Source organism: Vibrio sp. Y176 (genome assembly GCF_033438945.1).
In genome coordinates this window covers 1-24,430 of record NZ_JAWOQS010000004.1, presented here as the reverse complement: position 1 = coordinate 24,430, position 24,430 = coordinate 1, and the positions used below count along the sequence as shown (strand labels likewise).

Here is a 24,430-nt window from a genome sequence, read left to right as displayed (position 1 = left end):
ATGTGACGAGTATTACGCTGTTTCTGATACGGCTTGTGGTTTCTCTTCGTCAGCCAGTTCAGTTTCACCTTTACCCTTAGAGGTTTTGATAACGTAACCTGTCACAGCTAGGGCAAACACAATACCTACGATAGTTGATAGTTGCATTGGCAGACCAAAACCTAGCGAGCTGTTGTTTAAGATGAACGTGACACATACCGTGGTCATGAAGATAGCTGGGATAGTGGTAATCCAGTGCAGCTTGTTGTGACGCAGTAGGTAAGCGGACGCAGTCCAAAGCATCATTACCGCTGTTGTTTGGTTTGCAAAACCGAAGTAGCGCCAGATAATGCCGAAGTCTACTTGAGTTAAGATACCGCCGATAACGAACAGTGGAAGTGCCATCAGTAGACGGTTACGTAGCGTTTTTTGTTCCATGTTGAAGTATTCAGCAAGGATCAAGCGGCTTGAACGGAACGCTGTATCGCCAGACGTAATTGGTAGGATAACCACACCCAGGAACGCAAGGATACCACCGAACACACCTAGCAGACCAAATGATGCGCTGTATACCACGTTACCAGGGCCACCGTTTTTCACAGCTTCTGATAGAGCGTCTAGAGAGCCGAAGAAAGACAGAGCGATAGCACACCAAATTAGCGCGATAACACCTTCACCAATCATTGCACCGTAGAATACGAAGCGACCGTTTTTCTCATTTTCCATACAACGCGCCATCAGTGGAGACTGAGTCGCGTGGAAGCCAGAGATAGCACCACATGCGATAGTGATGAACAATGCAGGCCATAACGGCATGTCATTTGGGTTGAGGTTAGAGAACATGTCCGAAACTTGGAAGTCACCCATTACTGTGTGTTCGCTAGAGAAAGCAACGGCTGTCATTAGGCCAACAGACATAAAGATAAGTAGGGCGCCAAACAGTGGGTAGAAACGACCAATGATTTTATCGACAGGAACAATCGTCGCAATGATGTAGTAAGCAAAGATAGCAATAACCATTGTAGTCATGCTTACGCTCAAGCTTGTTTGATCATTGATGAGGTTAGTAATCATGCCAGCAGGGGCTGAAACGAACACTACGCCAACTAGAAGCAATAGGACAATGGCAAAAATATTCATAAAGTGTTTTGCGCCATTACCTAGGTAGCGACCTGTAATGGTAGGTACAGATGCACCGCCGTTACGCACTGAAAGCATGCCTGAGAAGTAATCGTGTACTGCACCAGCAAAAATACAACCGACTACAATCCAAAGCATCGCCGCAGGACCGTATAGTGCCCCCATGATCGGGCCAAAAATTGGACCAACACCTGCGATGTTAAGTAGTTGAACTAGGTAAACTTTCTTTGTTGACATTGGAACGAAGTCAACACCGTCCGATTTGGTGTGAGCTGGCGTTTGGCGTTTTTCATTGATGCCGAAAATCTTCTCGACGAAAGCGCCGTAGATGAAGTATCCGCCGATTAGGGCTGCGACACAGGTTAGAAACCACATCATAGCAATTGTCCTTGGTCTTAGTTGGGTAGGGTAATTTTTTAATCTCAGGATGCATGTTATGCGTCACTTGTGTTAAATGCATTCGGTTAGTAGATGAGTGGTCGAATAGAGCACTGAGTGGTCGATATGCTGCTTGAGCGGTTTTTAAAAATGGCGAAAGGTTGATGACAGTCTTGAGCGGCTGATTTGAGTCATCAGTGGTTAAATCTGCAAGCTCAGCGGCAAGCGCCAATAATTAGTGGTAAGCTTATTTTTGAAAACAATTACTTAAGGAAGAACCATGAAAAAGGTAACGGTAGGTCTGGCACTGGCTTTACTTGCAGGATGCACAGCAACGACAGCAGATCTTGCCAAGTCGGGAGATTGGCATCAGATCGGATATCAAGATGGCATAACCGGACACACATCGCGCACGATGAGCGAGCTTCGTGAGTTGGGTAGTGTTAAGCAAAGTGACTACGACCAAGGTTATTTAGAAGGTTTACGTGAGTACTGTAATCCTGCTTTTGCGTATCAAATGGGGTTATCTGGTCAGTATTACGAAGGGGTTTGTGAAGGTACTGAGCAAGCGCAAAAATTCCGCATGGAATGGCAACGTGGTTGGAATGAATACTCAAATTAATAGTCAATAAAGCCGTTGTTACACTGTCTGCATCACATAAATGTGGTAAAATTCTCCTTATTAAACTATGTTCATATTGCTTGATAGTGAGCACAGAAAAAAAGGAATCACATTATGTCAACGCAAATGGCTGGTGGCTGGAGTCCATTTCATGAACTCACAGCAGATAATAAAGAAGTATTTGCTAAAGGTATCGAGGGGTTTGTCGGTGTCAAATACTCCCCTTTGGTTGTGGCTACTCAAGTCGTAGCCGGACAAAACTATGCGTTTTTCTGTAATGCAGAAGTTGTCTACCCTGGAGCACAACCATACCCAGCAATGGTTCATATGTTCAGTGACCTTGAAGGTAAAGTCGGTATTACTCACATTGAACGATTGAACTACTAAATTAAGCCATAAAAGGCGCCTGACTTTTAAATAAGTGAGGCGCTTTATTGATTAAGATTGATTAGCTTGCTCGATCACGACTTTTCTTAAATATCCTTGCTTGGCGTTCAGTTGCTCAGTTGCGCTTTCTTTATCCAGCCCGGTTAAAATCATCAAAATCGCTAACTTGGCGTCGTAGTCCGTTTCTTTGAGCGCCGTTTTAGCCTCTTGGTTAGTACAATCTGTTGCTTGCATAACAATACGAGCCGCTCTTGCAACTAGCTTTGCATTCGTCGCTTTCACATCTACCATTAAGTTCTGATAACTTTTGCCCAGGCGAATCATGCTTGCGGTAGTGAGCATGTTCAGTACGAGTTTTTGTGCTGTCCCTGATTTTAAGCGAGTGGATCCCGTTAACGCTTCAGGTCCAACAACGGGGCTAATCGCAATATCAGCAATATCTGCAATCGGAGAGTCAGGGTTACAAGATAGTGCTACAGTGGTGGCACCAAGCTCGTTCGCATACTCTAAGCCACCAATCACGTAAGGTGTTCGTCCACTTGCCGCAATACCAACGACGACATCGCGTTGTGTTAGCGTATTCTCTTTAAGATCTTGCTCGCCCAATGCTGGGTCGTCCTCCGCCCCTTCTTTTGCACGGAACATTGCCTCTTTTCCACCGGCAATAATACCAACGACCATCTCTGGATCTGTGCCAAAAGTTGGTGGGCATTCTGAAGCGTCCAAAACGCCAAGTCGACCACTGGTACCCGCACCGATGTAAAACAACCGACCTCCGACCTTAAATGCTTCCGTGATCTTATCAACGGCTTCAGCGATCTCAGGCAATACTTTTTCAACGGCAAGAGGAACGAGTTTGTCCTGTTGGTTGATGCGTTGAACAATATCGAGAGAAGGCAGCAAGTCGATGTCCATGGTGTCTGGATTTCGCCCTTCAGATACCAGATGGGATAAAGCTGCGATAAGTGCATCGTTCGTCATAATGAATTAAGCCTTTTTGTTTAGGATCTATTGCCCTTAATTTTTTGAATAGAGTACACCCAGTGAAGCGAGACGACTTGCCCCCGTAACTTCCGGTAAGTTGCTAGGGAGGCCGTGAATATGGCGCTGCGCAAGCCAAGCAAACGCCATTGCTTCCATGTAATCGCCATCAACACCTTTTTCTGCCGTTGTCGCAACGCTCCATTGTGGCAATAACTTGGCCAGTCGTTGCATCAAAAGCGGGTTTCTTGCTCCACCGCCACAGACTAATAGTTGAGGTGTGATGCCATGAGAAAACTTGTCGACTTCGTTGGCAATGGTAATTGCAGAATACTCGCAAAGTGTACGTTGTACGTCTTCGATTGGTAAATTGTGATGGGCCAGTTGTTGATGCAGCCAGTCAATATTGAACAGTTCTCGCCCGGTACTTTTAGGGGCAGGCATGGCGAGGTAAGCTTCTTTGAGTAATTGAGTCAACAAAGTAGCGTTTACCGTTCCTTTAAGTGCAAATTGTGCATCTTCGTCGAAGTTTTGCCCAGTATGCAGCGCACACCATGCGTCCATCAACATATTGCCCGGGCCTGTGTCATAGCCAATGACTGGTTGTTCTGGATGCAGTACCGAGATATTGGCAATGCCTCCAATGTTAAGCACCACAGTTGTGGAATCCTGCATCGCAAAAATGCTTTTATGGAAAGCAGGGACGAGTGGGGCACCTTGTCCACCTAGCGCCATGTCTTTACGACGAAAATCCGCTACCGTATCAATGCCTGTCTTGACCGCGATAATGTTGGCATCGCCCAATTGAGTGGTAAACGGCAAGTTTCCGGTAGGCTGATGGAACACTGTTTGACCGTGATTACCAATCGCACGAATTTGCTCTGCGACGTAACCAGACTTATTGAGCAGCTGTAACACGGCATCTGCAAATAGGTGGCCGAGCAGGTGGTCAAGTTCACCTATGGTTTTTAAATTTGTTGCTTGACCGGTACAAACAGATAACAGCATGTCTTTTAGCGCTGCGGGCATTGGGTAGTCGTCGTGCGCAATCAGGCGAACATGCTCATCGCTTATTTCAACTAGAGCGGTATCAACGCCATCCATACTCGTTCCAGACATCACACCAATGTACAGTTCGTTAAATTTCATAGCCGATCTCGTCAATTCTTCATTCACTTATTGTAAAGCAAATCTGAAGCGAATAACCTCATCGAATACGAGATATTCAGCCGATTTTGAGGAGAAAACATGGGACCGTTATGGGTTGACGTTGCGGGGTATGAACTGACCGCTGAAGACAAAGAAATCTTGGAGCATCCTACGGTTGGTGGCTTAATTCTATTTGCTCGCAACTATCATGATAGCGAACAGCTTCAAGCACTTACTCAATCCATCCGAAAGGCGGCTAAGCGCCCGTTTTTGATCGGTGTGGATCAAGAAGGCGGCCGAGTGCAGCGCTTTCGTGAAGGTTTCTCATTAATTCCTGCTGCTGATGAGTACGCTAAACATCAAAATGGTGAAGAGCTTGCTCGTATGGGCGGTTGGTTAATGGCAGCAGAGCTGATTGCCCATGATATTGATTTAAGCTTTGCCCCGGTACTTGACCAAGGCCATCAATGTAAAGCGATCGGTAACCGCGCATTCGGTGAAGATGCCGATACCATTCTTCGCTATAGCACTGCATATATGCAGGGAATGAAGAGTGTTGGCATGGCAACGACAGGCAAGCACTTCCCTGGACATGGTGGCGTGATTGCAGACTCACATCTAGAAACACCATACGATGAGCGCAGTGATATTTTTGAACAAGATATGGCGATCTTCAAAGCGCAAATTGATGCCGGTATTTTAGATGCCATGATGCCTGCTCACGTGATTTTCCCACATTATGATGCTCAACCAGCCAGCGGTTCTGAATACTGGTTAAAACAGGTCCTGCGTCAGCAATTGGGTTTTAAAGGTTTGGTTTTTTCGGATGACTTGACCATGGAAGGCGCTGCGATTATGGGCAGCCCAGCCGAGCGAGGTGCTCAAGCATTGAGAGCTGGTTGCGATATGTTGTTAATGTGTAATAAACGAGAAGCGCACGTTGAGGTATTAGACAACTTACCGGTTTCAACCGTGCCACTCGCGGATGGATTACTGAAAAAACAGTCATTTTCTCCAAGCGAACTTAAGCTATCTCAAGAGTGGAAAGCGGCGAGTGAAGCGATGAAACGCTTGACTAGCTAAACCTCTTGTAAAAGATTCAAAACAGCGATGAGAAGCCAAAGTTAATTATACTTTGGCTTTTTATTTGACTGTAAACTTAAGTTTACACTAAATGTTTTTTATTCTGTACGCTTGTTTTTCTTTTTTAGCCTGTTATCTTGTCGTTAAAGCTTAGTTGTCTCACCAAAGGTTTGGTTGGGTGTAAAAATAAATATACAGGTTAGAGTTATGCAGAAAAGTGAGTTGAGCAATATTAATATTATCGAAGAACAGGTTCTTATTACTCCGGAGGAACTAAAAACCAAGCTTCCTTTGAGTGAAAAAGCACGTCGCTTTATTCAAGAGTCTCGTCAAACTATCGCTAATATTATTCACAAGAAGGATCACCGCCTGCTTGTTGTATGCGGTCCATGTTCTATCCACGACGTAGAAGCGGCGAAGGATTACGCAAAGCGACTTAAAGCACTCTCTGAACAACTAAGTGACCAACTGTATATTGTTATGCGTGTTTACTTTGAGAAGCCGCGCACCACGGTCGGCTGGAAAGGCCTGATCAATGACCCACACCTAGACGGCAGTTTCGATATTGAACACGGTCTGCATGTTGGACGCGAACTTCTGGTGGAGTTGGCAGAGATGGAAATCCCGCTCGCGACTGAGGCTCTAGACCCAATTAGCCCACAATACTTGGCGGATACTTTTAGCTGGGCAGCCATCGGTGCTCGTACGACGGAGTCACAAACTCACCGTGAAATGGCAAGCGGCCTGTCTATGCCAATCGGTTTTAAGAATGGCACCGATGGCAGTTTGGCAACCGCAATTAACGCGATGCAAGCTGCGTCCTCTAGCCACCGTTTTATGGGAATTAACCGTGAGGGACAAGTCGCACTGTTGACCACCCAGGGCAATGCTAATGGACATGTGATCTTACGTGGCGGCAAGCAAACTAACTACGATTCGGTATCAGTCACTGAGTGTGAGCAAGAGATGGCGAAATCTGGTCTTGATGCTTCATTAATGGTGGATTGCAGTCACGCCAACTCACGTAAAGATTACCGTCGCCAGCCATTAGTCGCGGAGGATGTGATTCATCAAATCCGTGAAGGCAATAAATCTATTATCGGTCTTATGATTGAAAGCCATATCAATGAAGGAAATCAATCTTCTGACTTAGCTCTTGAAGAGATGAAATACGGTGTATCTATCACTGACGCATGTATCAATTGGGATTCAACTGAGGCACTATTACGTCATGCACATGAAGAGCTAGTGCCTTTCTTAGAAAATCGTCTAAAGGCTAATTAATACAGGATTTAAGGAACATCAATGGCAGTTGAACTTAACGCATTACGCGATCAGATTGATGCAGTCGACAAGCAAATGTTGGAGCTATTGGCTCAGCGTTTAGCGCTCGTAGAGAAAGTTGGGGAAGTAAAAAGCGAACATGGTTTGCCAATTTATGCTCCAGACCGCGAAGCGGCGATGTTAGCTTCTCGTCGCGCTGAAGCTGAAAAAATGGGAATTCCTCCACAGCTTATTGAAGATATTCTGCGTCGAACAATGCGTGAATCTTATGCCAGCGAGAAAGATTCCGGTTTTAAGTGTTTGAACCCTGATTTACGCTCAGTTGTTATTATTGGTGGTAATGGTCAATTGGGTGGCCTGTTTGGGCGTATGTTCAAATTGTCGGGCTACCGGGTCAAAGTTCTCGGCAGTAAAGACTGGGATCATGCGGATGAGATTCTAGACAACGCGGGTTTAGTCGTGGTCACGGTGCCGATTCATCTAACGGAAGGGGTGATCGAAAAACTGGGGAACTTGCCGCAAGACTGCATTCTGTGTGACCTGACTTCTATCAAGTCGAAGCCTCTGCAAGCAATGTTGAATGTGCACCAAGGTCCTGTGGTTGGTTTGCACCCAATGTTTGGCCCAGATGTTCCGAGCCTTGCCAAGCAGGTTATTGTGTACTGTGATGGCCGTGGTCACGAGCATTACCAATGGCTATTGCAACAGTTTGGGATTTGGGGCGCAAGCTTGTGCCAAATCGATGCACAAGAGCACGATCATGGCATGACGTTGATTCAGGCGTTGCGCCACTTCACGTCGTTTGCTTACGGTATGCACCTTAGCAAAGAGAATCCGAACATCGATCAGTTGTTGAAGTTAAGCTCGCCAATCTACCGCCTTGAATTGGCGATGGTGGGACGACTGTTTGGTCAGGATCCGAACTTGTACGGTGATATCATTTTCTCTTCTCAAGAGAATATCGATATGATCAAGCGATTCCATCAGCGTTTAGGTGATGCGGTAGCGATTCTGGATAGCAGAGACAAAGCGCGATTCATCGAAAGCTTTAAGCAGGTGAGTGATTGGTTTGGTACTTATTCTCAACAATTTATGAATGAGAGCCAAAACTTACTCAAACAGGCGAATGATAATATTCATCGCGGCTAATCACGGGTCATTTAGCCGTGCAGAGTCCGAAACAAAAAGAGCAGCGTAAGCTGCTCTTTTTCGTGTTGATGGACAAATCAGTTCGTCGCAGTATTACTCGTATCTTCACTTGATACTGTGTTGATACTGGTATCGCGATAGGGTGAATTGGTTAAATTGACTTGCAGGCGTACAACGTTATCAATCAATTGAACCAAAGGTCCCCATTTCACTTTTTTCTCTTTTTCAAAGACGTCATTGAAGTTTTCTGGCGTCCACTCCATTAAGTATTGAGGGTTGAGTGCTCGTCCGAGGAAGCGTACTTCATAGTGCAAGTGTGGCCCTGTGGAGTTGCCAGAGTTACCGCATTGAGCAATGATGTCGCCTTTACTAACAAACTGACCGCTTTTCACTTTGAAGCGTTGTAGATGAGCAAAGGAGCTCATAAAGCCAAATGAGTGACGAATGGTGACATAGTTACCATAACCACGATTGCTCGGGCGAACGGTTTCCACCACACCGTCAGCCGGTGCCAGGATCTCTTCTCCTCTTTTACAAGTCAGATCGATACCAGTATGAACATGCCTCTTACCTGAAATCGGATTAATACGACTGCCGTAAGAAGAAGAAATACGTTGGTATGTGACTGGACTGTCATTTGGTATCAAACGGAACATCGTCGCTCGAACAGCAGAATCGATAGCGGCTGCGTCAATTCGCTCCTCTAACCCCATGCTGTTCTCATCGATCATCAACTCTTCGTCTGCGAGACCTAAAACCGATTCAACGTCGAATACCCGTTTGCCCAATAGCTGAATTTGATTGTTTTTGTCCGTCAAAGACTGGGAAAGCGAATGATTGGTATCAAGCTGTTCTTCGTAAAGAGCCGTCACTTCGGCCTTTTCACTTTCCAGTTTGGCGATGATTTGTGTTAGTTCGTCTTTATTGTGCATCTGCTGCTGATTAAGGTACCACGCGCCACCAACGACGGCGGGTAATGCCAATACTGAAGCAAATACTGCTAGGACCGAACTGCGGCCCAAATAGAACTGCTGATCGCCGTCTTTCGTCGGGATCTGCATGATGATTTTTTTAGACATAGTTATTGTTACTTAAATAGGCGTTCATTTATTTTTCTCCTAAAAACCAGAGAGGTGCTCTAACTCTCGATTCAGAAGGTCGTTATTGCCTACATTCAATTCTATAAATCGTTTTAGTTGGCTAATGCTTTCGATGTCTACCTTAGCGATCTTCAACCTAATCTCACACTTAGAAACATTCACAATTTGCGCTTTTAACGTAATCACTTGTTCGGATTGATCAAATGAAAAAGTCACATGGACTGGAAGGGTTGGATCCAAAGCCTCAGTCTCTTCCACTTTCATGAGTAAACCATGCAAGGAAAGATCTTGAATCCTAGCTTCAATTGCCAAGTCACGTTGTTCTATCTTAGCTGGAGCTTGATGGAGAATACGTGAAAAGCGTCGTCTCTCTGTCATATGAATATTCTCGTCAGGTCGTCAAACAGAATTGAATAGTATATCAATACGAACAAAAAGTGTTCGATTGTTGTTTGAAAAGTGTCGAGGTCGCTACAGAGTGACGTAAGTGCAATGTCATGTTCTTAACGAACGAGACGGGCTAATGAGCTCTTTTTATAACAAAGAAAACAAAGGCCGCTATGATAGCGGCCTTTGTACAAATTACAATCAAACTTTGTGGGTTGCGATTACTTCGCAATACGCTTGTATTTGATACGGTGTGGTTCTGCGGCTTCAGGACCCAATGTTTTCTTCAACCAATCCATGTACTCTGTGTAGTTACCTTCGTAGAAGTTAACTTGGCCTTCGTCACGGTAGTCAATGATGTGGGTCGCGATACGGTCAAGGAACCAACGGTCGTGCGAGATAACCATTGCACAACCAGGGAACTCTAGTAATGCTTCTTCTAGAGCACGCAGTGTTTCAACGTCAAGGTCGTTGGTTGGTTCGTCGAGTAGCAACACGTTGCCGCCCGCTTTAAGAAGCTTCGCAAGGTGGACACGGTTACGCTCACCACCCGATAGTTCACCAATAATCTTTTGTTGGTCACTGCCTTTAAAGTTAAAGCGTGAACAGTATGCACGAGCTGGGATTTCGAAGTTGTTGATCTTAATGATATCAGCACCTTCAGAGATCTCTTGGAATACGGTTTTAGAATCGTCCATGCTGTCACGGAACTGATCGACAGATGCTAGTTTTACTGTATCGCCCATCTCAATTGTGCCCGAGTCTGGTTGTTCAGTACCACTTAACATCTTGAATAGCGTCGATTTACCTGCGCCGTTCGCACCGATGATACCAACAATCGCACCTTTAGGGATGCTGAATGACAGGTCATCAATCAGAACACGACCGTCAAATGACTTAGTCAGGTTCTTCACTTCAATAACCTTATCACCTAGACGCTCACCAGGTGGGATAAACAGTTCATTGGTTTCATTACGTTTTTGGTGATCAGAGCTTTGCAGTTCTTCAAAGCGAGCCATACGTGCTTTTGACTTCGCTTGACGACCTTTAGGGTTTTTACGTACCCACTCAAGCTCTTTCTCGATAGTCTTTTGGCGAGCACTCTCTTGGGAGGCTTCTTGTTGTAGACGAGCGTCTTTTTGCTCCAGCCATGAGGTGTAGTTGCCTTCCCATGGGATACCTTCACCACGGTCCAGTTCTAAGATCCAGCCCGCAGCGTTATCCAGGAAGTAACGGTCGTGGGTGATGGCTACTACGGTACCTGTGTAATCCACTAAGAAGCGCTCTAGCCAAGCCACTGATTCTGCATCTAGGTGGTTGGTAGGTTCATCAAGCAGTAGCATGTCTGGCTTAGAAAGTAGCAAGCGACAAATAGCCACACGGCGGCGTTCACCACCTGATAGGTGCGCAATTTTTTGGTCCCATTCAGGTAAACGTAGTGCGTTTGCTGCACGCTCAAGCGCATTTTCTAGGTTGTGGCCATCTTTCGCTTGGATAAGGGCTTCTAGCTCGCCTTGCTCTTTTGCAAGTGCGTCGAAGTCTGCATCTGGTTCAGCGTATGCTGCGTAGACTGCGTCCAAACGTTTCAGAGCGTCAGCAACGTCAGCAACCGCTTCTTCAACAACTTCACGAACGGTTTTTGATTCGTCTAATACTGGTTCCTGAGGTAGGTAACCTACGTTTAGACCAGGTTGTGGACGCGCTTCACCGTCGATATCCGTGTCGATACCTGCCATGATACGTAGCAGTGTGGATTTACCTGCACCGTTCAGACCTAAAACACCGATTTTCGCACCAGGGAAGAAGCTCAGAGAGATGTCTTTAAGAATTTGACGCTTAGGTGGCACAATTTTGCTCACCCGCGACATGGTATATACGTATTCAGCCATTGCCGATCGTTCCTAAATTAACTGTCATTCAAACCCATCATTTTATACCAAGTGCTTTGTTTTTGTTACCGCATTGCAAGAATTTCCCTAACGAATGGATTTCTTATTTTGAGCTGACCGGAAACTTACACGGTTAGGGTATACACTTTTGTTATTCTTTTGTTATTCGTTAAGAATGACGAAGTGTTTTCTATGCGAGTTAGAAACGCTTTGTCTCCATCGTCTTAAAAGTTTGACGAGTACAATTTTTAATACACTAAGTTGCTTTACATGGACATCTGCATTCTGTGTAAATAGATGCATGTGTGAAAATTGCCTTAACATCACATGAACTCTAACAAAACTAGGCTTTAGGGCAGTATATGTCTGGGGAAAATGACACAAATGAGATTCAACGTATCTGAATTGGCTAAAAACGTATGCTGCGCCGCCGCGTTGTGTGCTATGAGTTTGAGTGCTAATGCCGCGCTGAGTTTGGAAAAGCAGCGCGAAGTATATGAGCAAGCTCAAGATTTATTAGATAAAAATGACATCGACGGATACCTTTCGATTCGTCCTAAAATTTCTGACTATCCACTAACGCCTTATGTGGATTACCGCACTTTTATTAGACAGTTACCGGAAAAGTCACCACAACAGGTAAACGAGTTTATTTCTGAGCACGAGTCTTTTCCATTTTCTCGTCGAGTTCGCGCTCCATACCTCAATCATCTTTATAAGCAAAAAGATTGGAGAACCATTACTGAGTTTCAAAAAGTCATTCCTAGTGGTGAGCGTTACCAATGTATTTTCTACGTAGCTCAGTTAAAGCAAGGCAAGAAAGTCGCGGCGTTTAAAGGGGCTGAACATATGTGGTTACGTGGCATCAGCATTGCTGATGAGTGTGACCCATTATTTGCAGCATGGGACAAGGCGGGTGAGCGTACCGATGAACTGATTCTACAGCGTATGTTACTGGCGTTTGATGCTCGTAATGGCGGTTTGATGAGTTACTTGCTCAAACTGCCTAAATCAGCGCAGGCAAAGCAACAAGCCAAAGAAATGAAAGCGTTGTTTGATAATCCTGCAAGTGTTGCGGAATTCGCGAAGAAAAAACCTGCGAATGATTTTAATCGAGCGCAAAGTGAATATGCGTTAGAAAAGTTGGCTCGTATGAACACTAGCCAAGCACAAGGTGCGTACGATGCCGTCATTAAAGGACAGAAGTTTTCTCCAGAAAAAGCGCAAGAACTTGCCGACTATATTGCATTTCGATTGACTCGTACGGAGTCTGAGTCATTAGCTAAATGGCGCGATGATAAAACGAAAACCAGTCAGTACTTACCGTTGATTGAAACGCGCATCCGCTTAGCGATTCAAAATGCAGATTGGAAAGGCGTACAAGAGTGGATTGCTGTTCTAAATAAAGAAGAACAAGCCACGCTACGCTGGCAATATTGGCTTGGAAGAAGTGAAATAGCGTTAGGTGATGACATCGCGGGGAAACAGCGTTTAGCAACTCTGCTTGGGCAACGAAACTTCTACAGTGTGGCTGCCGCCAATGCAATCGGACAATCAATCAAATACCCAACGCATACGGTTAAGTTGGATAAGAAAGTTGTTCAACCCTATCAAGACTCGTTAGCTCGTATCGAAGAGTTGATCGCGACGGATAAAATCGCAGCAGCGAAGAGTGAATGGGCACACTTACTGCGCCGCGTAGGGAAAGATGAAAAGGCGATGTTGGCGGCTTATGCATCATTTAAACGTTGGCATAACCTAACGGTGACCGCGAGTATTCAAGCGCAGATGTGGGATAATATCGAACTTAGGTTCCCAATAGCACACCGCTGGTGGTTTAACTTTTATGCGAAAAAGCACAACATTGATCCCATCACGATGATGTCTCTCGCTCGACAGGAAAGTGCGTTAGATGTTGAAGCCCGCTCTCCAGTTGGCGCTCGTGGTCTTATGCAGATCATGCCTGCGACGGCGAAGTACACGGCACGTAAATATAAGTTGAGTTATCAAGGTACGCAGGATCTCTACAATGTAGGAAAAAATATCGAGATTGGTAGCCATTATTTGCAAGGTTTATTAGAGGATTACGATAATAATCGTATTTTTGCTCTTGCTGCTTATAATGCAGGTCCTAACAGAGTAAAAACGTGGCGAGAGCGTACCCAAGGAAAAGTGGATGCTTATGCCTTTATTGAGGCAATTCCATTTAAAGAGACGCGCGGTTATGTACAAAACATCTTGATGTTTGAAACATACTATCGTGATCTTTTGGGTATCGATGGCGCGTTCTTGAATCAACATGAGATCAATACCAAGTATTGAGTGAGGTAACTTGATGTCGCACGAACCCGAGTACAAAGACTGGCAACAGATTATTGAGCTAATTCGAACAAGTATGGGCACCCAGCAAGATGACATGCTGTTAACTATGCTGATGTCACGTGATGAGAGAGAGTCATTAATATCACGCGTTAATATAATTAACGAACTTCTTAAAGGAGAATTATCTCAACGTCAGATCAGTCAGATGCTTGGTGTGGGCATTGCCACCATTACTCGTGGCTCTAACGAACTAAAGTCGAAATCTGATGAAGAAAAAGACAAGTTGAAAGTCTTGTTAGAACAAGTTGCGGTATCTAAGTAGACAGTATATCCAATTTGCTTTTAGGCCTTGGTGTTACAAGTGACTAAGATAACGTATTACAAAGGGCGGAAATATCCGCCCTTTTGCGTATCTAGAGAATAGGCTGAGTGTTATAAATTTGAAGGAAAGTGCTCAGGGTTTGTGAATGGAATCAAAGCCAGAATCAAGGCTTGGTGATAGACCGAGCTTCGAGTTAGCTGGTTTTGGGTTAGTAGGCTAATAGCGCCACCTTTCTGTTTGATGTTATCAGTACCAAACACTTCGTCCATTACATCTCCCAACTCATTCGCATCCTTGAGTTTTTCCAAGACTTTTGGCGGCAACATTAAGCTTGCAGAACGAGATTCACCGCGGTGAGTCTCTGACTCAACCACCATCCAAGCAAACGTCACGTTTGCTTCAATTCCCGCTTCGAGACCGACATAGTAATCCGCGTTTGGCATCTCTACTTTTGCGTTTTTAACGCGGTTTAGCGCACCACTATGAGTTTCTTCATTCGTCATGGGCTGATCTGCGACCTCACTCGGTACACTGATGCCAACGAAGTTGAACTCTTGATGCGGAAATGCATTACGAAATGCACTTTGAACTGCATTAATTTTGGCTGGGTTTAGCGATGCGATTACGACTTTTTGGGTTGCCACGATCTTTTTACTCACTGGTGTCTATTAACTCAATTTTACTTGCGTAGGCTTTACGTTCTCACTCGGGTAACAGCCTAATACTTTCAAGTGCTTAGTGATTTTTGTTAGCTCTTCAAGTGCCTGTTGCATTTCTGTCGAAGCAAGATGTGATGTCAAGTCTACGTAGAACATCTCTTCCCACGGGTTCCCCATAATTGGGCGTGATTCCAGCTTGGTCATATTGATGCCGTAACGTTGCAGCACTAATAGTGTTTCAACCAATGAGCCTGCCTCTTGGGAGGTCGACATGATCAATGTGGTTTTTGCTGGAATCTGAGTAGAAACTTCAACCGGTTTACGAGCAACCACGATAAAGCGAGTATGGTTTTCGGTTTGGTTTGCGATGTTGCCTTGAATTGCTTGCAAGCCATATAGCTTACCGCTTGATGCATTACCAATTGCAGCCACATCATCACGATCCATCTCTTGGACTTTCTGCATTGCATCTGCTGTGCTCGCGCAGGATTCCAGCTTTACCCCTTTCATACGGCTTAAAAACTCACTGCACTGTTGGTGTGGCTGAGGGTGAGAATACAGCGTTTTAATATCTTCCAGACGAATGTCTTTTTTCGCAACCAAGCAGTGTTCGATTGGTTGAGTTAGCTCTCCAACGATGTAAAGCGTCGTGTGTTGTAGTAAGTCATACACTTCATTAATAGAGCCTGAGCTGGTGTTTTCGATTGGCAGAACGCCATAATCAGCATGGCCAGATTCAACCGTTTGAGTCACTTCTTTAAAGTGCTCGCAGTTGAGCTCGATAAGCTCCGTATTTTTACGACTGAAGTATTCGCGACTTGCCAAGTGCGAATAAGAGCCTTTGGCTCCTAAAAAAGCGACGCGAGCAAGTGGCTTACGGCTTTGCTGTGGGTTAACGAGATTTTGCAGATAACTTTGTTGAAGCAGAACTGAGTCTTCAATGATGGTATGGAAAAGTTTGGTGATGTACTGCGCGTCAAGTTCGTATTTATCTTGGCCATTAGAAATCAGCTTGACCAATAATTGCTGTTCACGGACGGCGTCGCGAACAGGCTTTGAGGTTTGTACTTTGCTTTTGGCTACTTCAATGCTGAGTTTACGGCGCTCAGACAATAAGCTGAGAAGTTGGTCATCCAACTCATTCAAGCGTAAACGAATTTCTTCGAGGGAAATAGGTTGGTCAGTCATCAATTCTTTCCTTATAAAAAAGCCTCCCGATTTGGGAGGCTTTCTGTTTGTTTTTGACTTTTCTTTCACAAACGAGTTCGCCCCTCCAACTATGGGAGGAAAAAGAAGTCAAAAATAAACAGTGAGGTTAAATGCATAAATAGTGCTTAATTTATGAGTGTTTAAACACAATAAGCAAGGCTGGGGAGAGCGTCAAGCAAAAAAATAGCGCCTTTCGGCGCTATTTCCTCAATCTGTTCAGTTTACTCTTCTTCTTCCACTAGCTCAGGCTTACTTGCACGTCGAGCTTCAGGTTTGTGGGTCAGCTTGTTCAATTGTCGTTCTAGTTTTTGCTCCACTTCGTTGATAGCTGCGTAAAGATCTTCGTGAGTTGCTGAGGCAATAAGCTGGCCTTTAGGAACTTTGATAACCGCTTCGAATTTCTTCTGTTTGTTTGGTTCCTCACTGAAAGTTGCTTGGCAACCAATTAGGTCTACTTGCCATTTCTCCAGTTTTTTAAATTTGCTCTCAATATGAGCTCGGATTGCAGAGGTGATTTCGATGTTTTTGCCAGTGATATTCATTGTCATAAGTGCTTTTCCTCTGTTGCATCCCTCATGGGTTGAGTTCAGATTACCGCTTTAAGCATAAAAAAATGTGATTCAGATCATTATTTTGCTCGGGTTTTTTATGATGAAAAATGAATGTGATCTCACTCAAGAACTTCTGAGATTTATCGTGAAATTGCTTGTTATCGGTTAGTAAATCCGTAGATTGGATAGAGTACTCAGCTGAAAACGGCCTCGTTTTTAGGGAAGTTTTACGGCCTAATATTTGAGGTGGTTAAAATTTAACTACACGTAAGGTGTGATGACGATCACTGAGTCTTTCCAATGAATCCATTTAAAAAGCCGCTTACTGTACAAGCGGCTTTTTACTGTCTGGCATTTGGCTGACTTTTCGTAGCGGTATCATGAAAATGGGGTCTTTTGGGGCTAGTGAAACCCTTTCTAGACTTTTGACTTGGTCCAAACTTTCTAGTTGTTTGTATATTATGTAGTAGCGATTAATGCTTGTGACGTACCCAACCGTTGAGCTTAAACTTTTCCGCATAACGACTTCCACGTTATTAAACCAAACATTAGGATCGTAACCTTGTTGGGCTGCACGCTTACGAATACGCTCTACATTGCCGGGGCCCGCATTGTAAGCCGCCAATGTAAAGTAGAGTTTATTTTGTGCAGTAATATCAGGATCACTGAAGTACTGCTTACGCAAAAAAGCTAAGTATTTCACTCCAGCATGAATGTTGTTTTCTAATTGTCGAACATTTTTGATATTGATATTCGGATCTTGAGCGGTGCTGGGTAGGACTTGCATTATGCCAACGGCACCTCGGCTTCCAACTAGGTCGTTATTAAATCCTGATTCCTTGTAAGCGATTGCAGCGATCAGTAAATAGTCGATATCGTATTTCTCACCATAGCGTGAAAATAGCGCTGCGAGTTTTTCTAGTTGAGCAATTTTCTTAGGGTTAAGAGCTCTGTTCAACCATCCCGTGTTATCGATGTATTTACCGTAAATAACGTTACCGAGTAGTGTCCCAGAGCGAGACTTCTGGATGAACTTATTCACGACGGCTTTTAATTTGGGACTATTTTCTCGCATTGCCCAAGCAATTTTGCCATTTTTGCGGATAGGGATTTTTTTGTGCACCCGAATATCATCCATCACTTTCAGCCAAAGCTTGGCTTTATGGCTATCGAGAACAATGGCTTTGACGTAACCATTGTTGAGCATTCCGACCAGCTCATAATCTTGAAGTGTTTCTTCAATAAAGTGCACGATAACAGGCGGTAAGCCTTTTTTGTTTAGTTTCTTATTTAGTGTCTGAATGCTTTCAAAGTAGCTAGAGCTGGCGCGCACCCAAATCTCTTTGCCGCTCAGTTGTTCGATTTTCGTCATCGTTGGTGTGCTTTTGTTTGTCACTACCCACTCTTGAATGTCAGTGAGAATAGGTGAACTGAACTCCACTTTCTGTTTGCGCGTGTCGGTAATAGTCAGGTTGGCGACAACTAAGTCACCTGAACCGTTTTCTAAGGCTGGCAGTAGCTGGTCGCGGGCAACAGGAATAATTTGTACGTTAAGCTTTGGTTTGAGTTTACGAAGGTCTTTTTCGAAATGCGCCAGCAATTCCGCGCCTATGCCTTTTGGTGTGCCGCCCTCAATGTAGTAAAAGCCTAAATCAGCAGAAACTAAGACGCGCAGTACATTCTTCTCCTTGATGACATCGAGGTCCCCAGTATAAGGAGGCTGTTTGAGCGGCGAGATTTGCAGTGCGCAAACGGAAGCAGACAATAGGAGCAGCATAACTGCGCAAAGCTTAGATATCGTCACGTTCACATCCTTTTTATAAAGGGGGGAGGAGAACTTTAAGCATATGTGGAGCTAGGAAGATCATCAAGAAAGGGCTGAATACACTATTGAGAGTAATAAAAAACCGCCACGGTAAAAACGGTGGCGGTTCAGTTTAAAGCAAGTTCAATTACTTCACAGGGTTGAGCTCTATAAGCTTTTCAGTTCTTGCTACGGCGTCTTCCAAACCAAGTTGCTTGTAGGCCTCTAGCTGGATAGTCAGTGACTTACGTGCAGCTTCTGTGTCTGGATACGCTTTTTGTAGCTCTTGGCTGCGATTAATAGCAGCGACCCAAGCTTCACGGCGAAGGTAGAAGTCAGCAGTCGCTAAATCATAGTTCGCTAGACGGTTTTTCAGCGCGACCATACGTTTTTGTGAATCTTCTGCATATGGGCTATTCGGGTAACGTTGAAGTAGTTTTTTGAAGTCATCAAACGCTTTTTTTACCGGTTCAGGATCGCGATCGCTTCGATCTACGCTGAATAAATCATGCATAAAGTTACGATCTTGCGCCATGTGGCTTAGACCTCGCATGTACAGCACCCAGTCCATCTTTTCATGGGTTGGGTTTAAACGCATAAAGCGAGAAATGGTTGCCAAGCCCAAAGCAAGGTCGTCGTTTTTGTAGTACGCATAGATTAGGTCAAGCTGCACCTGTTCTGAGTAGGCACCGAATGGGTAACGTGAGTCTAATGCTTCCAGTTTCTCAATTGCAGAAAGCCAATTACCACTTTGAAGAGAAATCTGTGCGTCTGCATACAGTTCCGAAGGCGGCACATCAGGAACGATTTCTTCTTTGCTTGCACATCCAAACAGAAGGGATACCGCTAAAAGGCCTGTTAAAGTCTGACGTTTCATATCAGGAGTCTGTTCCTTGAATCTAAATATTTCTTAAGCTGCCGTTACTTTCTTTCCAGTAACAGATACAATGACGTAATAGTCTATTTTTTCACAGTCGTGAGCATTAGTCTCACAGTTTTTAAAAAAGTTCGATATGGCTCAGCAGATTGTATTAACAAATACCGTAAAAGATAGCCAGTTAGGTCAACGTTTAGACCAAGCTATCGCCGAATTATTCGCGGACTTCTCTCGCTCGCGCCTAAAAGAGTGGCTGCTTGATGGGAAAGTTCAAGTTGATGGTGAAGTTGTCACTAAACCTCGTACCAAAGTAATGGGTGGCGAGGAAATTACATTGCAAGCCGAGTTAGAAGATGAAGAACGCTGGGAAGCGCAAGATATCCCGCTAGATATCGTCTATGAAGATGAAGATATTATCGTTATCAACAAACCTCGTGACTTTGTGGTTCATCCGGGCGCTGGTACGCCTGATGGCACTGTACTTAATGCGTTGTTGCATCATTACCCTGATATTGCAGAAGTACCTCGTGCAGGTATCGTGCACCGTTTGGATAAAGACACAACGGGTTTGATGGTGGTGGCGAAAACCGTTCCTGCACAAACTCGTCTGGTTCGCGCACTGCAAAAACGTAATATTACTCGTGAGTATGAAGCGATCGCTATTGGTCGTATGACTGCGGGCGGTAAAGTGGATCAACCTATTGGTCGTCACTCTACTAAGCGCACGCTTATGGCGGTGGCACCAATGGGCAAACCAGCCGTAACGCACTACCGTGTTGCTGAACGCTTCCGCGAACACACGCGTATTCGCTTGCGTCTAGAAACGGGTCGTACGCACCAGATTCGTGTGCACATGTCTTACCTTCAGCATCCGTTGCTCGGTGATATTGCATATGGTGGACGTGCTCGCATCCCGACAGGTGCGTCTGAAGAGCTAACGGCAATGATCCGGGGCTTCGATCGCCAAGCATTGCACGCAGTAATGCTGCGCTTTGAGCACCCAATTACGGGCGAAGTTCTTGAGTTTCATGCTCCAGTGCCTGATGACATGGTTGTGATGACTGAAGCGCTTCGTCAAGATACAGAAGAGCACGGCTTACCGGAAGAATTCTAATATGAAGACGATCATTCCGAATTGGCCAGCGCCTAAAAATGTCAAAGCTTTCGCCTCAACACGCATAGGCGGCTTTTCGACAGGCCCTTACCAAGGGCTAAATTTAGGTACTCACGTTGGGGATGATTTGTCTTTAGTAGAGAAGAACCGAGCTTGGTTGGCGCAACAGGCAAACATGCCAAATGCGCCAATCTGGTTAAACCAAACGCATTCAACCGTTGTGGCTCAAGCAAATGAACCAACAACACAGGTGCTTGATGCGGATGGTGTATTTACTTCTTCAAGCCATGTTATTTGTTCAGCGATGACCGCCGATTGTTTACCTGTATTATTGACTAATACACAAGGTACGCAAGTAGCCGCTGTTCACGCAGGTTGGCGCGGCTTAGCAAATGGCATTGTCGAAAATGCGTTAGCGTTGTTTTCTGGTGAAGTGATAGCGTGGCTTGGCCCCGCCATTGGCCCTCAAGCCTTCGAAGTGGGTGAAGATGTTCTGCAAGCTTTTGTTGATTTTGATTCACAGGCGAATCAAGCATTTGCTCCACGCGATATCGACGGTAAATGGTTTGCTGACATGTCGGTGCTGGCAACGCAACGTCTAAACCGGGCTGGTGTGACACAAGTGTTTGATTCTGGACTTTGTACTTACCAAGATAAAGCCTCTTTTTACTCTTATCGCCGTGATGGTAAGACTGGTCGACAAGCAACCTTTATTTGGATCGAAGACTAGCTATAAGCACCAAAGTGCTAAGATGCATCCTACTATTTTTGCAAAGCTATCTTTATTCATTCACTCCCTTGAAATTCCCCTCCTGAGTATCCATCTTTCTAACTGTCAAAAGAATTTCCTTTAGTTGAGGTTAGGAAGGTAGATATGCGTCTTGATCGATTCACAAGTAAGTTTCAAATCGCTATCTCTGATGCTCAATCACTAGCGTTAGGGCGCGATCATCAATATATCGAGCCAGTTCACCTCATGGTGGCTTTGCTTGATCAAAATGGCAGTCCAATTCGTCCATTGCTTACTATGCTGGATGTGGACGTAACGCATTTACGCTCTAAATTGAGTGAAATGTTAGATCGATTACCAAAAGTCAGTGGCATCGGTGGGGATGTTCAGCTCTCTAGCTCGATGGGCACATTGTTTAACCTGTGTGACAAAGTGGCGCAAAAGCGTCAAGACTCCTATATCTCGTCTGAAGTCTTCCTGCTTGCCGCTTTAGAAGACCGCGGACCATTGGGGCAATTACTCAAAGAGATCGGTTTAACAGAGCAAAAAGTCAGCCAGGCAATCGAAAAGATCAGAGGTGGTCAAAAGGTCAATGACCCGAATGCAGAAGAGCTTCGCCAAGCATTGGAAAAGTTCACCATAGACCTTACCGAGCGTGCAGAGCAAGGTAAATTAGATCCTGTTATCGGTCGTGATGATGAAATCCGTCGTACTATCCAAGTATTGCAGCGTCGTACTAAAAACAACCCAGTGATTATCGGTGAACCAGGCGTAGGTAAGACAGCAATTGTTGAAGGCTTAGCGCAGCGCATAGTTAACAATGAAGTACCTGAAGGTCTGCGTGGTCGCCGTGTGCTATCACTGGATATGGGCGCACTGGTTGCTGGTGCTAAATACCGTGGTGAATTTGAAGAGCGTTTAAAATCAGTATTGAATGAACTTGCTAAAGAAGAAGGCAACGTCATCCTCTTCATTGATGAACTACACACTATGGTCGGCGCTGGTAAAGGTGAAGGCTCAATGGATGCGGGCAACATGCTAAAACCGGCATTAGCTCGTGGTGAGCTGCACTGTGTTGGCGCAACAACATTGGATGAATATCGTCAGTACATCGAAAAAGATGCAGCATTAGAACGTCGTTTCCAAAAAGTGCTGGTGGATGAGCCGACCGTTGAGGATACCGTGGCGATTTTACGTGGCTTGAAGGAGCGTTATGAGCTTCATCATCACGTCGAAATTACCGACCCAGCGATTGTTGCTGCGGCGAGTTTGTCACATCGCTATGTCTCCGACCGTCAGTTGCCGGATAAAGCGATCGACTTAATCGACGAAGCGGCTTCAAGCATTCGTTTACAAATTGACTCTAAGCCGGAGTCCTTGGATAAGCTTGAGCGTAAAATTATCCAACTCAAAATTGAGCAACAAGCACTAAGTAACGAGCACGATGAAGCGAGTGAAAAGCGTTTGAAAGCGCTTAATGAAGAACTCAATGAAAAAGAGCGAGAGTATGCTGAGCTAGAAGAGGTTTGGAATACAGAAAAAGCAGCTCTTTCTGGTACTCAACATATTAAGTCTGAGCTTGAACAAGCTCGTATGGACATGGAGTTTGCTCGCCGTGCTGGCGATCTAAACCGTATGTCGGAGCTTCAATATGGCCGTATTCCTGAACTTGAGAAGCAGTTAGATCTTGCAACCCAAGCTGAAATGCAGGAAATGACGCTATTGCGTAATAAAGTAACCGACAACGAGATTGCAGAAGTACTTTCTAAGCAAACCGGCATTCCGGTATCCAAGATGCTAGAAGCGGAAAAAGAGAAACTACTTCATATGGAAGACGTGCTGCATAATCGTGTGGTAGGGCAAAGCGAAGCGGTCTCTGTTGTATCGAATGCCATTCGTCGTAGTCGAGCTGGGCTTTCTGATCCAAACCGACCAATTGGCTCCTTCTTATTCTTAGGTCCAACTGGTGTGGGTAAAACAGAACTTTGTAAGACGCTTGCGAGCTTTATGTTCGACAGTGAAGATGCGATGGTCCGTATCGATATGTCTGAGTTCATGGAGAAACACTCAGTGGCAAGGTTGGTTGGTGCTCCTCCAGGCTATGTCGGATATGAAGAGGGTGGTTACTTAACTGAAGCGGTTCGTCGCAAGCCGTATTCGGTAATTTTGTTAGACGAAGTAGAGAAAGCGCATCCGGATGTATTTAACATTCTGCTGCAAGTTCTCGATGATGGGCGTTTAACGGATGGTCAAGGTCGTACTGTTGACTTCCGTAATACGGTTGTGATCATGACATCTAACTTGGGTTCATCTCGCATCCAAGAGAATTTCGCAACATTAGACTATCAAGGTATCAAGAGTGAAGTGATGGATGTGGTTAGCAAACACTTCCGCCCAGAGTTCTTGAACCGTGTTGACGAAATCGTGGTGTTCCATCCACTTGGTCAAGAACACATTAAGTCCATTGCTTCTATTCAATTGGAACGTTTGGCGAAACGACTAGAGGAGAAAGGCTATCAACTAGAAGTTTCCGACAAAGCGCTCGATTTGATCGCTCAAGTTGGTTTCGATCCTGTGTATGGTGCGCGTCCTTTAAAACGTGCAATTCAGCAGAATGTCGAGAACCCGTTAGCCAAATCAATTCTTTCTGGTGAAATCGTTCCAGACAAGACAGTGCAGCTAATTGTTACTAATGACCAAATTTGTGCTCATCAATAATTGTATGGATACAGTAAAATTGAGATAAAAATCACACTAAAGGGGCCGTTTGGCCCCTTTTCTATAGTTTTTTAGAGTCTTTTGTCTGTTTTCTATACGAATAAACTAAAAAGGTGAGTTTTTTTAAAAATGCACTTGTGTTCTTTGATGAACTCCCTATAATGCGCCTCCGTTGTCACGGGAAAGCAAGTGAAGCGGAACCTAAACAACTACGGTTAGTGAGTTAAAATTAACTCGCAGATAAATAACTTAAAAAAGTGTTTGACACGATAAGTTATCTAGCTAAAATGGCCGTCCACTTTGAAGAGAACTTCGAAGTGTGCTCTTTAAAAATATAGACCTATCAATCTGTGTGGGCACTCGTTGATGATAATCCAATTAGAAGCTTAGGCTTCAAATTAGGTTTCAATGATACGAAGTGACCATTGAATCGAAAGATTCAGCACAGTCAATTCAAACATTACTTCTGCTATTTATTAGCGAAAGGAATGTTCAGTATTCATTGAGCCGAACAAAATCTTAAATTGAAGAGTTTGATCATGGCTCAGATTGAACGCTGGCGGCAGGCCTAACACATGCAAGTCGAGCGGAAACGA

General features: G+C 44.7%; 21 protein-coding genes, 1 rRNA gene and 1 other annotated feature. Of the genes, 11 read left to right on the top strand and 11 right to left on the bottom strand.

Annotated features, from left to right (window positions below; all coding sequences use genetic code 11):
* Nucleotides 1-12 precede the first annotated feature (12 nt).
* Entirely contained in the window at nucleotides 13-1,497 is a 1,485-nt protein-coding gene (locus R7O13_RS11325) for a carbon starvation protein A (protein WP_005381914.1), read from the bottom strand.
* A 280-nt stretch (nucleotides 1,498-1,777) separates the two neighbouring features.
* Between R7O13_RS11325 and R7O13_RS11320 the strand changes: the two genes are divergently transcribed.
* Nucleotides 1,778-2,119, top strand: coding sequence for a DUF2799 domain-containing protein (locus R7O13_RS11320; RefSeq protein WP_005381912.1), 342 nt, complete (start codon nucleotides 1,778-1,780; stop codon nucleotides 2,117-2,119).
* Between the two features lie 114 nt (nucleotides 2,120-2,233).
* Nucleotides 2,234-2,506, top strand: coding sequence for a hypothetical protein (locus R7O13_RS11315; RefSeq protein ID WP_053350226.1), 273 nt, complete (start codon nucleotides 2,234-2,236; stop codon nucleotides 2,504-2,506).
* 51 nt (nucleotides 2,507-2,557) lie between these two features.
* Here R7O13_RS11315 and murQ read toward each other — a convergent pair whose 3' ends face one another.
* Together murQ and R7O13_RS11305 are read right to left on the bottom strand one after the other, a co-directional pair.
* Nucleotides 2,558-3,487: an N-acetylmuramic acid 6-phosphate etherase gene (gene murQ, locus R7O13_RS11310; RefSeq protein ID WP_025768437.1), complete on the bottom strand. Its 930-nt coding sequence runs from the start codon at nucleotides 3,485-3,487 to the stop codon at nucleotides 2,558-2,560.
* A 36-nt stretch (nucleotides 3,488-3,523) separates the two neighbouring features.
* Nucleotides 3,524-4,636 carry an anhydro-N-acetylmuramic acid kinase gene (locus R7O13_RS11305; protein ID WP_318303873.1) on the bottom strand — a complete coding sequence of 371 codons (1,113 nt, stop codon included), beginning with the start codon at nucleotides 4,634-4,636 and terminating at the stop codon, nucleotides 3,524-3,526.
* 99 nt (nucleotides 4,637-4,735) lie between these two features.
* On the opposite strand from R7O13_RS11305, the gene nagZ reads away from it, so the two are divergent.
* From nagZ to tyrA, 3 genes are all read left to right on the top strand, one after another.
* A complete protein-coding gene (gene nagZ / locus R7O13_RS11300; RefSeq protein ID WP_005381905.1) occupies nucleotides 4,736-5,719 on the top strand; it encodes a beta-N-acetylhexosaminidase in 984 nt (327 codons plus the stop codon).
* Nucleotides 5,720-5,926: 207 nt separating this feature from the next.
* Nucleotides 5,927-7,003: a 3-deoxy-7-phosphoheptulonate synthase gene (locus tag R7O13_RS11295; RefSeq protein ID WP_005381904.1), complete on the top strand. Its 1,077-nt coding sequence runs from the start codon at nucleotides 5,927-5,929 to the stop codon at nucleotides 7,001-7,003.
* Between the two features lie 21 nt (nucleotides 7,004-7,024).
* The gene (gene tyrA, locus R7O13_RS11290; protein WP_005385935.1) at nucleotides 7,025-8,152 is read left to right on the top strand and encodes a bifunctional chorismate mutase/prephenate dehydrogenase; all 1,128 of its coding nucleotides are present in this window, start codon (nucleotides 7,025-7,027) and stop codon (nucleotides 8,150-8,152) included.
* Between the two features lie 77 nt (nucleotides 8,153-8,229).
* Here tyrA and R7O13_RS11285 read toward each other — a convergent pair whose 3' ends face one another.
* From R7O13_RS11285 to ettA, 3 genes are all read right to left on the bottom strand, one after another.
* A complete protein-coding gene (locus R7O13_RS11285; RefSeq protein ID WP_005381900.1) occupies nucleotides 8,230-9,231 on the bottom strand; it encodes a M23 family metallopeptidase in 1,002 nt (333 codons plus the stop codon).
* Between the two features lie 39 nt (nucleotides 9,232-9,270).
* Nucleotides 9,271-9,630 carry a PilZ domain-containing protein gene (locus tag R7O13_RS11280; RefSeq protein ID WP_031781006.1) on the bottom strand — a complete coding sequence of 120 codons (360 nt, stop codon included), beginning with the start codon at nucleotides 9,628-9,630 and terminating at the stop codon, nucleotides 9,271-9,273.
* Between the two features lie 230 nt (nucleotides 9,631-9,860).
* Nucleotides 9,861-11,528, bottom strand: a complete 1,668-nt coding sequence (gene ettA, locus R7O13_RS11275; protein WP_005381894.1) for an energy-dependent translational throttle protein EttA — start codon at nucleotides 11,526-11,528, stop codon at nucleotides 9,861-9,863.
* A 375-nt stretch (nucleotides 11,529-11,903) separates the two neighbouring features.
* Between ettA and sltY the strand changes: the two genes are divergently transcribed.
* The gene (gene sltY, locus R7O13_RS11270) at nucleotides 11,904-13,850 is read left to right on the top strand and encodes a murein transglycosylase (protein ID WP_411974285.1); all 1,947 of its coding nucleotides are present in this window, start codon (nucleotides 11,904-11,906) and stop codon (nucleotides 13,848-13,850) included.
* Between the two features lie 13 nt (nucleotides 13,851-13,863).
* The gene (trpR, locus tag R7O13_RS11265; RefSeq protein WP_005381892.1) at nucleotides 13,864-14,172 is read left to right on the top strand and encodes a trp operon repressor; all 309 of its coding nucleotides are present in this window, start codon (nucleotides 13,864-13,866) and stop codon (nucleotides 14,170-14,172) included.
* A 110-nt stretch (nucleotides 14,173-14,282) separates the two neighbouring features.
* Here the strand turns inward: trpR and yjjX are convergent, their stop codons facing one another.
* The 5 genes from yjjX to bamD form a co-directional block, all read right to left on the bottom strand.
* Nucleotides 14,283-14,816, bottom strand: a complete 534-nt coding sequence (gene yjjX / locus R7O13_RS11260; RefSeq protein WP_318304047.1) for an inosine/xanthosine triphosphatase — start codon at nucleotides 14,814-14,816, stop codon at nucleotides 14,283-14,285.
* Between the two features lie 24 nt (nucleotides 14,817-14,840).
* Nucleotides 14,841-16,019, bottom strand: coding sequence for a prephenate dehydratase (gene pheA / locus R7O13_RS11255; protein WP_017636154.1), 1,179 nt, complete (start codon nucleotides 16,017-16,019; stop codon nucleotides 14,841-14,843).
* Between the two features lie 12 nt (nucleotides 16,020-16,031).
* Nucleotides 16,032-16,153, bottom strand: a sequence feature (Phe leader region).
* Between the two features lie 108 nt (nucleotides 16,154-16,261).
* Nucleotides 16,262-16,588: a ribosome hibernation-promoting factor, HPF/YfiA family gene (gene hpf, locus R7O13_RS11250; RefSeq protein ID WP_005381889.1), complete on the bottom strand. Its 327-nt coding sequence runs from the start codon at nucleotides 16,586-16,588 to the stop codon at nucleotides 16,262-16,264.
* Nucleotides 16,589-16,913: 325 nt separating this feature from the next.
* Complete coding sequence (locus R7O13_RS11245) at nucleotides 16,914-18,395, bottom strand: lytic transglycosylase F (protein ID WP_309473959.1); 1,482 nt, start codon at nucleotides 18,393-18,395, stop codon at nucleotides 16,914-16,916.
* Between the two features lie 148 nt (nucleotides 18,396-18,543).
* The gene (gene bamD / locus R7O13_RS11240; RefSeq protein ID WP_005381876.1) at nucleotides 18,544-19,272 is read right to left on the bottom strand and encodes an outer membrane protein assembly factor BamD; all 729 of its coding nucleotides are present in this window, start codon (nucleotides 19,270-19,272) and stop codon (nucleotides 18,544-18,546) included.
* Nucleotides 19,273-19,408: 136 nt separating this feature from the next.
* On the opposite strand from bamD, the gene rluD reads away from it, so the two are divergent.
* The 4 genes from rluD to R7O13_RS11220 form a co-directional block, all read left to right on the top strand.
* Complete coding sequence (gene rluD / locus R7O13_RS11235; protein ID WP_005381875.1) at nucleotides 19,409-20,386, top strand: 23S rRNA pseudouridine(1911/1915/1917) synthase RluD; 978 nt, start codon at nucleotides 19,409-19,411, stop codon at nucleotides 20,384-20,386.
* A 1-nt stretch (nucleotide 20,387) separates the two neighbouring features.
* Nucleotides 20,388-21,116 carry a peptidoglycan editing factor PgeF gene (pgeF, locus tag R7O13_RS11230; RefSeq protein WP_318303869.1) on the top strand — a complete coding sequence of 243 codons (729 nt, stop codon included), beginning with the start codon at nucleotides 20,388-20,390 and terminating at the stop codon, nucleotides 21,114-21,116.
* A gap of 144 nt (nucleotides 21,117-21,260) precedes the next feature.
* Nucleotides 21,261-23,834: an ATP-dependent chaperone ClpB gene (clpB, locus tag R7O13_RS11225; RefSeq protein ID WP_318303868.1), complete on the top strand. Its 2,574-nt coding sequence runs from the start codon at nucleotides 21,261-21,263 to the stop codon at nucleotides 23,832-23,834.
* 521 nt (nucleotides 23,835-24,355) lie between these two features.
* Nucleotides 24,356-24,430, top strand: a 16S ribosomal RNA gene (locus R7O13_RS11220); the annotation flags it as partial.